Genomic DNA, 13,432 nt, shown 5'->3' on the forward strand with positions numbered 1-13,432 from the left:
AAAGATGATCAGTTTAAGCACAACAGCCCTGAAGGTGCTTGAGGAGAGATACCTTCTCAGGGGTGAGGGTGGTGAGGTTGTAGAGACACCGGAGGAGATGTTCAGGAGGGTTGCGCGGGCTGTTGCATCTGCAGATGAGGCCTACGGTGATGACCCTGCGGTTGCGGAGGATGCCTTCTACTCGGTTATGGCTAAGCTTGAGTTCCTCCCAAATTCCCCGACCCTAATGAATGCAGGCACGCCCATCAACCAGCTCTCCGCCTGTTTTGTACTCCCTGTTGAGGACTCAATTGATAGTATCTTCAGCTCCCTGAGGGATATGGCCATCATCCACAAATCCGGTGGGGGTGTTGGCTTCTCATTTTCCAGGTTAAGACCCAGAGGGGACATCGTCGCGTCCACAATGGGTGTTGCCTCGGGGCCTGTGTCCTTCATGAGGATATTCGATGTTGCGGTTGACGTTATAAAGCAGGGCGGGCGAAGAAGGGGCGCCAATATGGGTGTCCTCCATGTGAGCCACCCCGACATATTCAGCTTCATAGACGCCAAGTCAAGGGAGGGTCCCCTGCGGAACTTCAACCTCTCAGTCACCGTACCTGATGAGTTCATGGATGACCGCCCGGTGGACCTGATAAACCCCAGGAACGGTGAGGTGGTTGACTCGGTAGAATCCAGGGTGATACTTAAGAGGATCGTGGAGGCAGCCTGGAGGTCCGGAGATCCCGGGATCCTCTTTGAGGACCGTATAAACCGCTACAACCCCACTCCACAACTCGGGAGGATAGAGGCAACCAACCCCTGTGTATCCGGTGACACCATTGTAATGACATCCGGGGGTCCGCGGACAGTGGCTGAACTGGAGGGCAGGCCCTTCACCGCACTCATCAGGGGCTCAGGGTACCCCTGCCCCTCAGGTTTCTTCAGGACCGGTGAACGGGACGTGTATGATCTTAGAACCAGGGAGGGCCCTGGCTTAAGGTTGACCCATGATCACAGGGTCCTTGTAATGGATGGTGGTCTGGAATGGCGTGCCGCCGGTGAACTTGAAAGGGGAGACCTCCTTGTGATGGACGATTCTGCAGGGGAGTTTCCCGCCCTTGCAACCTTCAGAGGCCTCAGGGGCGCCGGCCGCCAGGATGTCTATGACGCCACTGTCTACGGTGCCAGTGCATTCACAGCCAATGGATTCATAGTCCACAACTGTGGAGAGCAGCCACTCCTCCCCCATGAATCATGCAATCTGGGGTCAGTTAATCTCAGCCTCATGGTAGGCCCCTCCGGTATTAACTGGGAGAAGCTCCGGAGGACCGTCCATGTGGCAGTGCACTTCCTTGACAATGTGATAGACGTTAACAGCTACCCCCTCCGTCCAGTGGAGGAGATGACACTGAGAACCCGTAAGATAGGGCTGGGTGTCATGGGCTTTGCTGATATGCTGATAAAACTTGGAATACCCTACAATTCAGTGGCTGCCCTTGAGGTGGCCGGAAGGGTAATGTCATTCATATCATCTGAGGCCCGGATGGCCTCCATGGAACTTGCCAGAGAGAGGGGATCATTCCCTGAATTTAAGGGCAGCATATGGGATATCCAGGGATTTGAGTGCATGAGGAACGCCACATTAACCACCATAGCCCCAACTGGTTCCCTGAGTATAATAGCAGGCACCAGCAGTGGAATTGAGCCCCTCTTTGCCGTGTCCTTCACAAGGAACATCCTGGGAAGGAGCTTCCATGAGCTGCACCCCCTATTTAAGACGATGGCGGGAAGACTTGATAAGAGATCCCTTGAGGCCATAGAATCCCGGGGAAGTCTGAGGGGTGTCCCTGGGGTGCCTGCAGGGATAAGGAGGCTCTTTGTGACCGCACATGAAATAGACCCTGTATTCCATGTTAAAATGCAGGCCGCCTTCCAGCGGTACGTGGACAATGCTGTATCAAAAACAGTGAATCTGCCAGCTGATTCATCACCTGCTGACGTTGAAAGGGTGTTCAGGGCCGCCCATGAGCTTGGCTGCAAGGGTGTTACTGTTTACAGGTATGGCAGTAAGGTGGATGAGGTCCTGAGGTTCCCTGAATATGCGGGTTCATGCCGTGATATGACCTGTCCTAATTAAAATAGAAGATTTAAAGCAGGTCTTTCATGATCACCAGTTTTTTCAAGAGTGTTTCTAATTAAATTAATAGAAGATTTAAAGGTGATAAAATGGACACCAGACCTTTAAATCTTCTAAGGAGCTTCATAAGGACGCTGTACGCTGTCTCATGAAGCTCAAAATGTTACCCATCATAATATGGGCACATTTTTAATGTTTTGCATTCGCCTTATTTAAAGCTTTATCAAAATCTCCTGTAGAGCAGCATGCATGCCAATTTTTCCCCTGCCTTGAAACATTCAATACTCCTCCCTGCTCGTGATTTCAGGGATCTTATCGATGCTGTACTCCCCTTTGAAATATTCAACACCTTACAATACCCTGTATACAACGAAGTCCTGATTCTCATAGATTTTCTGAAGGTAGGGATATTCCAGATCGCTTATATTGATGCGGGTTGGGTTGTAGAATAGGAAACTGCTGGAGGCGTTGAATTTAAAATCTCCGCTCGCTTTAAGTCTTTTATCAAATACAAGATAACTGATTCCCCTTTCAGTCAGCTCATCCCTTGAAGGGATCTCAGATTTCTCATATAACAGGGAATCCACAGGTCTGTTTGTATATGCCATTACAAATCCCCCGGTGAAGTAATTTGATAGGGAGATCTTACCATCTTCATTTTGACTGTTGAACCATTTTGCAAGTTCAAATTCTGAATCAGTAGGAGGAGCAATGTTTATCCTTCCATAAGCAGTCATTGCACCGTAATCAGCTACCTTTGAGCTTGAAAGGTTGTTGAAGGCCTGGAAAACGGCAAATATGAAGAGGGCTATCAGGAGAATTCTTGCAATATCCTTATTTTTATTTTTGATTGTCTCCACCACGGATATCAAGCCTGAAGATGCCAGGATTGAGAGGGGAATCATTATGTATATGAGTACCCTGTAGGTTATGACGTTAATCCCAAAGTAGTAGGACTTGGAGAGAATAAACATTGAAATTATCCATAAAAGTATGAGGCGATCCCTTAACTCAAATCTTCTGATGGCAGGTATAATGCCCGCGGCAGCCAGTACCAGAACAAAATATCCAAGGGCATCGGGATATTTAAGGATACTGAGACTCCTGGAAACAGAAAGAGATGTGGCGACACCACCATGTCCAAAACTCTTAAAGTAAAATGCTGGTAGCCACCATACTGATGCAATTAATCCTGCTGTTCCAATGAGGATGGCATAACCCTTCAAAGCCCTTTTTATAACTCCAGTGTCCCTTTCAAAGTAGAATTCAGTTATCACCAGACCCGCGGCGATGAAGGTGATTGCAAAAACCAGACAGAACGTTGCCGCGGGATGTATAAGTGCGACCAAACCCGTTAAACATCCTGATATGAACGATGCTATAATTTTATCATCCTTAAAAAATTCATAGAAGAAGTAAATACTCAGAGGAAGGAATATGAGAGCCATGTTCTCAGGCAGTGATGAACCAAGCCTCATGGCAATTGAGCCAGAGAAAAGAATTAAACCAGCAAAGATGCCAGCGTACTTATCTTCATATAACCTTGAAGCGACCACAGTAACTGATAAAGCAACCAGCGCTGCTAAAAATGGTTGCATTAGCCTTGCCACATCAAAGAGGTCCATTCTGAGAACATAACCTAAAACTAGAATTGCAAGGTGAAAAACCGGGGGATAATTAATAATGGTTCCCGGAGCGTTGTATATGGGGTCAAAAAATGTTAAACCATTTGCCATGTAAACCTTTGAAAGGTGAATATGATAGAATATATCCCACCCTATGGGCCAGGAATACTTGAGAGTCACTGAAAGAGTTATTAAAAATATTATGATGGACGGTATGAGGTAAATAAATTTTTGATACAGATTTTTCATGGAACATCCTCCTATCGTGTCATGTACACCTTGTTAGGGCTATGTTCCACTTGAATTTAAGTTTTTTTCTGCATTCAAATAGTCACAGAAAAACATCTGCAGAACCAAAGCGTGGTTACCACGGTAACAATAAAAGATACTCCATAAGATTAAATAGGATGATGTTAATGACCTCATTATGATGGGAGCATGTAGATTACTGGTATTCCTTAAAAAATGAGAAAATGTTAACATGATACTGATCATGTCTGAAATTAAGTTCTGAAAAGAATTTGGAGAGATAGAAATGAAAATCGGTCGATTAACATTAATAGACATTTTGATAATCCTTTTCCTGGCCTCGCTGGTTTTATATGGCTTTTTCAAAACCTCAGACATCGATTCAAACATTCAATCATTCACATTTGACTCCTCCGAAATGACTAAAGTCCAGATAAAGTACAATGATCTTTACAGTAAGGGAAAAATCATAAACAGCAAAATCCATGGATATAATTCCTTAAAACAGAAGAGAGAAGAAATCTATGGTGAAGTTATATGGGTGGGAACCATTAACGGAAAGGTGGAAGTCCTCCTTGACGTTAATGGAAAGAAAGTTCTTGCCGGAGGATATGATGATAAATTTGCAGATTATTACATTGATTCCATCACACTGGAAGCTGCAGGTAGTAAGAACGCCACTGACATCATTATAGAACCTCTTAAAATTAACAGAATGTCCGATTTAATTCTGGATATTCCCGGGCTAAAATATGAGCTAACAACAAATATACCCATCAGCGATGTGGATGCATCCAGATTCCAGGAACTTACAAAGGAACTGTACAGCAGAGAAAGATACGTGCCGATAACATTAAATTCCCCTAACAGCAGGATAGAAGTATTTCAGGCCACTCCCGAAGCCTTGAAGGTATCTGATGAAGTTCTTGGAGATCTAAATGGTCAGACCGATTTCATCACGATAAGGGTATACAATGCCAATGAGGAGATAATAGAGAAGATAAAAAGTAAGTACTCCGTCATAAAGGTCGTTAATCTCAACAACTTATAAAATTTTGAAGGTACCGATTATTATGAGCCAGATTTATGATACAACAAGAAGACTGTGTAAAAGCTTTGAATATAAGTTTAAGGAAGCATTTATCTTCAATTTACTCCTGGCCCTCTTCATGAGTATTGAAGAGAAATGGTTAAATAGCTTTATAAAGAGTATGTATCCTGGACATAATTTTATCAGCTCCCTCAAAAGGAGCAGGATACTGAAAAACCATATCTTTTCCCCTCCTTCATTTATCGTGTTCTTCTCAATCTTCATGGCCCTTGCTGCCATTCCAGTCCAGAAAACATTACAGATCAATATACTGATCGGTTTTTCATGTTTTCTTCTTTTTTCAGTGATTATGCCAGGGGTGGTTCTAAGGGGTGATAGGTACCTGAGATTCAGTATTGGTGACATCAGATCAATGGGTTTCACTTTATTCATTATTGGATCTGCCTTTCTGGCCATAACACTAACAGACGTTGGTGGCATCCCCCTCCTGAAACCTTCCCTGAGATACCTCCTCAATCCGAAGCTAACTATCCCGGTTTATCTTATGATTCCAGGAACAGCTTTCATGTTAGCTTACATAACCGATGAGATGAAAAAAAGCGTTATAGACAGATCAACTGCAAGGTTCCGGGCCATTGCTGTTTCACTGACCTGTCTTGTTATGCTGGCCCTCCTGGGATACCGGACACCCCTGGTTGCTGTAATACTCATAACCTTTATCATGGGTTATTACAGTGGATTATTCGAAATATGGGAGGTCCTGGGATCCTTCGCGGTAGCCTTAATGATAATTATGGGCATAGGTTACTTCAGATCCGTTGAGGAGTACTCATTAAGCAACCTGGGTCCGCTTACAGTTCTAAAAATGAGGGCATCATTTACAATGAGCATACTCAACAGATTATCCGCACTTGCAGGGATGACAGGTGTTATGCATGGTGATTTAACCCTCAGCATGATTCCAGGTGCAGGTAGTGGTCCGCGAGCATTGATAGGGAAGCTGGTCCTCTGGAGAACAGGTGTTACAATCACTCCAACCCTGTTCGGTCAGATGCTTGTGGAGTTTGGTACCATCGGAGTGGCATTCGGTATGAGCATACTTGGTCTTATCCTGGGAGTTGGATACAGGATAATGCAGAAAACACGAGATTCGTTTTATATCATGCTCTACTCAATCCTGATGGCCTACTGCCTCATCTCAATCGAAACTGGAATCCTTGATCAGCTCGTGGTTATCTACATTTTATGTGCATTTATTATATACATCTACAACATATACCTTAACATCTGATTTTCTATGTCCTCCTACCTTTTTCAATGGCCCGCACAATCCCTGAACATTCCTTCAGGTACCTCATCCTTTTAAATGCGCTGGCGATCCTCCCTATGGATTCAAGGGTCCTGACGGTGGTATCAAGCCAGCTGAAGATGTCCCCCGGGTAGGCCTGAATCTGGTATCTGGACAGGAGTCCCCTGCTTATCTCCACCGGGTCCCTGCCACTGATACGCTCTGCTATAATATGTTCAGATAATCTGCGCTGTATGCATCCACAGAATGGTCTGTCCCTGCATTCACAGGATAGGAAATCCATCTGCAAATTGAGAACAGCCTCCTGAAGTTTACTGTCAAGCTTCACAAGGTTATCTCCATTTGAGAGTATGTCGAGGGTTGAATCCGCCATCAGATTCATTGAGAACCTTGATCCCACTGCCCTGCTGAGGGCACGGTGCAGCCTCCCTGATAGATATGCTCCCTCAAAGGGTTCGAGCTCCAGTGCGATGTCCAGGGGTCTCCTTGAAGCCCCCTTAAGGTGGCCCCTTATGTACTCGGCATCGGTCACAGCTATGAATGACTTTGAGACCGCCACCCCATAACCGGTGGCGCGGAGTCCACCATCCCTGACTATCATGCCATGGGATTCAAGGATGTCAAGGGCTCCTTCAGGGTCCAGGGGCCATGAGGGGTCTGGAGAGATTTCAGATTCAGATTTTATAGCACCTGAGGTTATATCTGCCAGGATGTTCTCAAGGACATCCTCCTCTGTGTAATTTACATCCACAGGGTCAGGTCCGCTTTCAAGGAGTTTGAGCGCCATGGCCTCCTCTGAATCGCCATCAAACTCCATTCCAACCTCTGCAAGGACATATACAACGCCGCGGTCATGATAGGAGGGTCTGCCCGCCCTTCCAAGCATCTGTGCAAATTCGTTGGGCATGAGCCACCTGTTTCCCATGAGAAGCGTTTCAAAGACGACCTGTGATGCCGGGAAATCCACTCCAGCGGCAAGTGCGGCAGTTGTGACTATTGCTGCGAGTTCCTGTGATGCGAAGGCCCTTTCTATGCGCTGCCTTTCCCTGTAGGATAAACCTGCATGGTAGGCCGCCGCCCTCACACCCCTTCGTGTCAGGTAATCTGCAATGAGCCTCGTCTTTCTACGGGAATTGGTGAAGACTATCGTCTGGCCGCGGAACCCCTTTTCTGATTCTGTGGAGAACTCCCTCTCAGCAAGCCTGAGTATGAGGTTCTTCTTATCCTCCTCCCCCCGGGAAAATACGAGGTGCCTCTCAAGGGGGACAGGTCTCCTGTCATACTCAACCAGTCTAAGGCCGAACTCAGAGGCCACCTCAAGGTTGTTCTTCACGGTTGCAGAGAGTGCGATTATCTGGGCATCTGGAAAGAGCCTCCTTATGCGCTTTATCATTCCCTTGAGCCTTGAACCCCTCTCCTCATCCTCAAGGGTGTGGATCTCATCAATGACAACCACGCCAACATCCCCCAGGATGCCTGACCTCCCTGCCCTCAGGATGTAATCCATCCCCTCATAGGTTCCGACCACTATATCGGCTTTGCTGACATCTGTCTCCGGGATTCTGAGTTCATCTCTTGCCCTTATGCGACTCATACCGACCTTTATGGCGGTTTTGAGTTTTAGGGGTGAGTACCTCCTTCTGAAGTCCCGGTACTTCTGGTTCGCAAGGGCCACCAGTGGCGTGAGGTATATGAATTTTTCACCACCCAGGGCCCTGGGTATGCCTGCAAGTTCAGCTATGAGGGTCTTTCCGCTCGCAGTTGCAGATACAACCATGAGGTCCTCCCCCTCCAGGAGCCCCGCATCCACTGCAAGGACCTGCACAGGTCTCAGAACCGTGTTACCCTCCCTTTTAAGCATCCTCTTAAAGTTTTCAGGGACTGCAAGTTTATCAAGAGGGACGCGGGGGGTCCTCTCTGATTCCGATGTCACTGTGTCATAGCGGGTAAGTTCATGGTTCTCAAGAGGGTCAAAGCGGGGGGACATCATCTCCAGTATCTTATCAAGGCTTACACCACGCCTTATAAGTCTCCTGAAGTTCCTGAATGTTGATCCGTCCATGCCTGCAAATTTAAGCTCCCTCTTTATGAGCTCATCAACGCATCTTGAACATATGATCTGTCCTGCGTGCACCGTCGATGACCTTGAACTTACAACTGTCAGATAGCCCTCATGGAGGCAGTGCTGGCATACCCTTGCATATCTGTAGCTGATGCCGTAGGATGAGAGTAGATCCTCAATTTCCGGGTCACGTCCTGTTAAAATAACAGCCTGCTTCTTCAGTATCTTAAGGGCCTCTGATGGTTTCCTGAGGGTTTCACGTTCACCCTTCTCCACCGTGAACCTTGATATCCTCGGTCCTGCTTCTGTGCTCCTGATTTTTAGTCTGCCCCAGTAAGCAGGTTTTCTGCGTGTGTTGAGGACCTTCTTTGGGTTTCCTGCAGGTATAAAATCAACGGACCTTTTCCTTCTGTTTAAAACTATCATTATATCTCTCAAAAAAATTAAAAAAATCAGGACTGCTCCTTCTTCTTGAGGAGCTCAACCGCCATCTCCCTCAATTTGAACTTCTGGACCTTCCCGCTTGCAGTGAGGGGGAACTCGTCCACAAAGAAGACGTGCTTTGGAACCTTGTATCTTGCTATTCTCTGGATGGCATAGTCCCTCACGTCCTCCTCCAGGATATCTGCACCGTCCTCCCTTATGATGAAGGCTCCTACTATCTCCCCGTACTTCTCGTCTGGTATACCCACCACCTGCACGTCCTTTACACCCGGCATTGTGTGGAGGAACTCCTCGATCTCCCTGGGGTAGATGTTCTCACCTCCCCTTATGATCATGTCCTTTATTCTGCCCACGATGGAGTAGTAGCCGTCCTCATCCATAACCGCCAGGTCCCCGCTGTGGAGCCATCCATCCTCATCGATGGCCTCTGCTGTCATCTCAGGCATCTTGTAGTATCCCTTCATGACGTTGTAGCCGCGGCAGCATATCTCACCGGGTTCTCCGGGTCCGAGTTCCTCTCCGGTTTCAGGGTCGACTATCTTGACCTCAATGTGGGGGAGGGGTGTTCCAACGGTCTCGACGCGCTTCTCGATGGGGTCGTCCACACTGGTCTGTGTGAAGACAGGTGATGCCTCTGTGAGGCCGTAGGCTATGGTGACTTCCTTCATGTTCATGTCATTCATGACACGCTTCATGGCCTCTATCGGGCAGGGTGACCCTGCCATGATACCCGTGCGCAGTGAGGAGAGGTCGAACATGTCAAACATTGGGTGGGTGAACTCTGCTATGAACATTGTTGGAACCCCGTAGAGTGCGGTGCACCTCTCCTTTTCAACAGCTGCAAGGACGAGGAGGGGGTCGAAGAGCTCTATCATCACCAGTGTGCCCCCGTGGGTGAGGAGGGCAAGGACACCCAGGACTATGCCGAAGCAGTGAAAAGAGGGGTACCGGCAGGCATAGCCTGTCCTCCTCTGTGAACCTCTGTCTTTCCCCTATGTAGTAACCGTTGTTGAGTATGTTCCTGTGGGTGAGCATGACCCCCTTGGGGAACCCTGTGGTGCCTGAGGTGTACTGCATGTTGATAACATCGGTGTTTTTGAGGGTTGACATCACTGCCCTTAGTTCGGTGTCAGGCACGTGTTTTCCGAGGAGCATCAGTTCATTGGTGTTGTACATACCCCTGTGCTTCTGAGCACCGATGTATATTACGCTTCGAAGTTCAGGGAACCTTTCACTCCTGAGGTGGCCCCTCTCATGGGTCCTGAGTTCAGGTACCAGTTCATAGAGTGTCTGTACATAGTCAACATCCCTGAAGCCGTCTATTATGGCTATGGCCTTCATATCGGACTGTTTCATGACGTATTCCAGTTCATGACTCTTATATGCTGTGTTGACCGTTACAAGGACCGCCCCTATCTTTGCAGTTGCGAACAGGAATGTGAGCCAGTCAGGTACATTGGTTGCCCAGATACCAACGTGGTCCCCCTTCCCGATGCCGATGGATAGGAGGCCCTTCGCAAGGAGGTTGACCCTTTCATTGAATTCCCTGTAGGTGAAACGCAGGTCCCTGTCGGGGTATACTATAAATTCCTTATCAGCGTACCTTTCAACCTGTTTCTCAAAGAATTCCCCTATTGTATCTTCAGTGAAAACCATAAATCCACCCTTATAAGTTAATCTTCCTCCACGAGGTGCTCCTCAAGCTGCTTCCTTATCTCGGGAGGTATAGGCTTCTTTCTCTGCTCTATGAAGTCATAGTGGACAAGGACGGCCTTGCCCCGTGCCTTGAGTTCCCCATCCTGCCATGCCTCATGCCCTATTGTGAAGGAGGAGTTTCCGATGTGGGTTATGTAACTCCTTATCTCAACGTCACTTCCATAGTACATCTGGGCCAGGAAGTCGAACTCCGTCCTCACGAGTATGAGCTTCCACTTCTCATAGCTGAGGTCGAGGTCGGGCGTGAACATCCTGAATATCGGGTTCCTGCCCTTTTCGAACCAGACCGCGAGAACTGTGTTGTTGACATGCCTGAGACCGTCTATATCCCCAAAGCGGGGTGTTACTGTGATTTTGAACATTCTATCATCAACTAGAAGGGTGTGTAGACGACTGCAAGTATCCTTGCATTTTCCTCGCCGGCTGCATGGAGGTGGTGGGGTACCACGGAGTCATAGTAGATGCTGTCACCCTCTGATAGAAGGTAGCGGTCCTGTCCATAGATAACCTCTATTTCACCCTCAAGGACGTATATGAACTCCTCACCCTCATGGGACGATAGTTTGAAGTCATCGGTGTGGAGTTCCACGTCGATTATGAAGGGTTCCATGTGCCTGTCACCTTTACCTGCGCCGAGGGAGTGGAAGCTGAGGTTGCTGGTGTCTGTCTTCTCCTCATAGCCTGAGAAGTGTATCACCCTCTCGGTTTTACCCTTCCTCACTATGACCGGTTCGTCCTGGACCCTGTCATCAAGGAGTGTGCCTAGCCTCACTCCAAGGGTTCTTGAGATCTTTATGAGGGGTGTGAGTGATGGTATAATGTCCCCTTCCTCTATTTTATTTATGAGTTCCGCATTAACTCCGCTTCTTTCTGCGAGCTCATCTACTGTTATGTTCTGGTTATCTCTGAGCTGCTTTATTCTCTCTCCCACTGTGTTTTCTGGCACGTGATCACCTTACATTATGGTAAGCTGTATCTATTTCTAAAATCTCAGTTTAAAAAAATTGCTGTTTAAAAATGTGCAGAGCATCAGCATATGCATGACGAACTGTCAAGTAATCTCATAAATGATCTCCTGTTATCTGAAAATATATCAATGTTCACATCCCTGCAGAGATGAAACCATTCCATGTAATATCTGAGGGGGTAATGGATTCGTATCAATCCTGGTTACGGTTAAATGGTGTGGAGGACTGGTTGGTTCTATTGTCAATGTAGACCGTGACATCGCTGGTGTTGGTTATGTTGGTTGTGTTGTTCAGCACATGCTTCCTGAGGGTTACCGGTTCAAAGCCAGGGTTTCCCATGGTCTGTATCTTTTCTTCGGAGGGAAGGAAGTCAGTGGGCAGTTCAACTGCAAAGGATGGCTTTACAAGTATACACAGGGTCGATGAAACCCCGTAGGCAATTAAAGCTATCATGAGGATCGCGAAAAGCCTTCCCTTCTTTGTTGAGTTCAATGGTAACACCTCTCTATTTTTTTTATTCTCATGATATTTATAATGTTGGTAGATTTTCGGAAATAGGTTACCGGCATCCTTATATTGGTGATTGCAGATATGTTAGGCACATCCAAAAGGAGAGTGATATGATGCTAAATTCCGGTGATACAGCATGGATGCTGATCTCAACTGCACTCGTGATACTAATGACGGTGCCAGGGGTTGCTATGTTCTATTCTGGTTTAACAAAACGTGAGAATGTTCTGAACACCATCTTTCTATCATTTGTTTCCCTTGGCATTGTGAGTCTGCTCGGGTTTCTGTTCGGATATGGTCTCATATTCAACGGAGACGTTTCAGGGATCATAGGATCCCATCAGGTGGGCATCAGCCTTATTAATTTAGGTTCTGCTTCAAAATATGCTCCAACAATCCCCGAAGGACTCTTTGCAATTTTCCAGATGACCTTTGCTGCAATAACAGTTGCCCTGATTTCTGGCGCTGTGGTGGAAAGGATCAAATTCTCGTCATGGATACTGTTCATCCCCCTCTGGTTTGCACTCGTATATGTACCCGTGGCCCACTGGGTATGGGGCGGAGGATTCCTGTAGAACCTTGGTGTTCATGATTTCGCAGGGGGAATCGTGGTGCACCTCACCAGTGGCATAGCCGCCCTTGCCCTTGCCCTTGTTACTGGTCCAAGATATGACCAGAAACTGATGCCACATCACCTTGGATATTCTGTTATAGGTACCGGTCTTCTCTGGTTTGGTTGGTTTGGATTCAACGCCGGTTCAGCCCTCTCTGCCGGATCCCTTGCAGCTAACGCCATGATCGTGACAAACACCTCTGCAGCGGCAGGGATGATAGGATGGATCCTCATGGATAGACTTAAAACCGGGAAACCAACACTTCTTGGCGCTCTTTCTGGAGCAGTTGCAGGTCTGGCATCAATAACACCTGCAGCAGGTTTTGTGGATATAGGTTCCTCCATTGTCACGGGGCTTGTGGCAGCTGTTACATGTTATCTTGCAGTTTCATGGCTGAAGCCCGCTGCTGGATGTGATGATGCGCTTGATGTATTTGGGATTCACGGTGTTTCAGGGATCATAGGAACCCTTGGAGTTGGTTTATTTGCAGTTCCAGCCCTAAACCCATCTTTGACCTCAGGAGGTCTTTTAACTGGAAGCACATCCCTTCTTGTCAGTCAGCTGATTGGTGTTGTCACTGTCACTGTATACACCTTCGTCGTTACATATCTCCTTGCGATGCTGCTGATGAAATTTAAGGGGCTCCGCGTTGAAAGGGAAGATGAAATTCAGGGACTTGACATAAATCTCCATGAGGAAACAGGTTACAGACTGACATGAACACAGATTTAAACATGGTTCACAGAAGTACTTATAAGAAATCCTGTT

General features: G+C 47.1%; 8 protein-coding genes and 2 pseudogenes. 4 read left to right on the top strand and 6 right to left on the bottom strand.

Annotated elements, in window-relative coordinates; translation table 11 throughout:
* Nucleotides 1-4 precede the first annotated feature (4 nt).
* Nucleotides 5-2,116 carry a ribonucleotide reductase N-terminal alpha domain-containing protein gene (locus tca_RS03060; RefSeq protein WP_048175431.1) on the top strand — a complete coding sequence of 704 codons (2,112 nt, stop codon included), beginning with the start codon at nucleotides 5-7 and terminating at the stop codon, nucleotides 2,114-2,116.
* Between the two features lie 350 nt (nucleotides 2,117-2,466).
* Here the strand turns inward: tca_RS03060 and tca_RS03065 are convergent, their stop codons facing one another.
* Nucleotides 2,467-3,990 carry a hypothetical protein gene (locus tca_RS03065; protein WP_286709123.1) on the bottom strand — a complete coding sequence of 508 codons (1,524 nt, stop codon included), beginning with the start codon at nucleotides 3,988-3,990 and terminating at the stop codon, nucleotides 2,467-2,469.
* Nucleotides 3,991-4,276: 286 nt separating this feature from the next.
* On the opposite strand from tca_RS03065, the gene tca_RS03070 reads away from it, so the two are divergent.
* Nucleotides 4,277-5,041, top strand: a complete 765-nt coding sequence (locus tca_RS03070; protein ID WP_286709124.1) for a TrmB family transcriptional regulator sugar-binding domain-containing protein — start codon at nucleotides 4,277-4,279, stop codon at nucleotides 5,039-5,041.
* 160 nt (nucleotides 5,042-5,201) lie between these two features.
* Nucleotides 5,202-6,332: an oligosaccharide repeat unit polymerase family protein gene (locus tag tca_RS03075; RefSeq protein ID WP_286709225.1), complete on the top strand. Its 1,131-nt coding sequence runs from the start codon at nucleotides 5,202-5,204 to the stop codon at nucleotides 6,330-6,332.
* A gap of 4 nt (nucleotides 6,333-6,336) precedes the next feature.
* Here tca_RS03075 and tca_RS03080 read toward each other — a convergent pair whose 3' ends face one another.
* From tca_RS03080 to tca_RS03100, 5 genes and pseudogenes are all read right to left on the bottom strand, one after another.
* Nucleotides 6,337-8,838, bottom strand: coding sequence for a DEAD/DEAH box helicase (locus tca_RS03080; protein ID WP_286709125.1), 2,502 nt, complete (start codon nucleotides 8,836-8,838; stop codon nucleotides 6,337-6,339).
* A 26-nt stretch (nucleotides 8,839-8,864) separates the two neighbouring features.
* Nucleotides 8,865-10,512 (bottom strand): annotated as a pseudogene (locus tca_RS03085) (AMP-binding protein).
* Nucleotides 10,513-10,529: 17 nt separating this feature from the next.
* Complete coding sequence (locus tca_RS03090; RefSeq protein WP_048175432.1) at nucleotides 10,530-10,934, bottom strand: thioesterase family protein; 405 nt, start codon at nucleotides 10,932-10,934, stop codon at nucleotides 10,530-10,532.
* 11 nt (nucleotides 10,935-10,945) lie between these two features.
* Nucleotides 10,946-11,518 carry a helix-turn-helix domain-containing protein gene (locus tca_RS03095; RefSeq protein WP_286709126.1) on the bottom strand — a complete coding sequence of 191 codons (573 nt, stop codon included), beginning with the start codon at nucleotides 11,516-11,518 and terminating at the stop codon, nucleotides 10,946-10,948.
* A 214-nt stretch (nucleotides 11,519-11,732) separates the two neighbouring features.
* Entirely contained in the window at nucleotides 11,733-12,041 is a 309-nt protein-coding gene (locus tag tca_RS03100) for a hypothetical protein (RefSeq protein WP_286709127.1), read from the bottom strand.
* A gap of 119 nt (nucleotides 12,042-12,160) precedes the next feature.
* On the opposite strand from tca_RS03100, the pseudogene tca_RS03105 reads away from it, so the two are divergent.
* A pseudogene (locus tag tca_RS03105) lies at nucleotides 12,161-13,384 on the top strand (ammonium transporter).
* Nucleotides 13,385-13,432: the final 48 nt, after the last annotated feature.

The organism is Methanothermobacter sp. EMTCatA1, from assembly GCF_002356395.1.
GTDB lineage: Archaea > Methanobacteriota > Methanobacteria > Methanobacteriales > Methanothermobacteraceae > Methanothermobacter > Methanothermobacter thermautotrophicus.

What these genes read in the sequence shown, in the direction of transcription:
- tca_RS03060 (WP_048175431.1), top strand. Translation starts at nt 5, where the DNA reads ATGATCAGTTTAAGCACAACAGCCCTGAAGGTGCTTGAGGAGAGATAC.
- tca_RS03065 (WP_286709123.1), bottom strand. Translation starts at nt 3,990, where the DNA reads ATGAAAAATCTGTATCAAAAATTTATTTACCTCATACCGTCCATCATA.
- tca_RS03070 (WP_286709124.1), top strand. Translation starts at nt 4,277, where the DNA reads ATGAAAATCGGTCGATTAACATTAATAGACATTTTGATAATCCTTTTC.
- tca_RS03075 (WP_286709225.1), top strand. Translation starts at nt 5,202, where the DNA reads ATGTATCCTGGACATAATTTTATCAGCTCCCTCAAAAGGAGCAGGATA.
- tca_RS03080 (WP_286709125.1), bottom strand. Translation starts at nt 8,838, where the DNA reads ATGATAGTTTTAAACAGAAGGAAAAGGTCCGTTGATTTTATACCTGCA.
- tca_RS03090 (WP_048175432.1), bottom strand. Translation starts at nt 10,934, where the DNA reads ATGTTCAAAATCACAGTAACACCCCGCTTTGGGGATATAGACGGTCTC.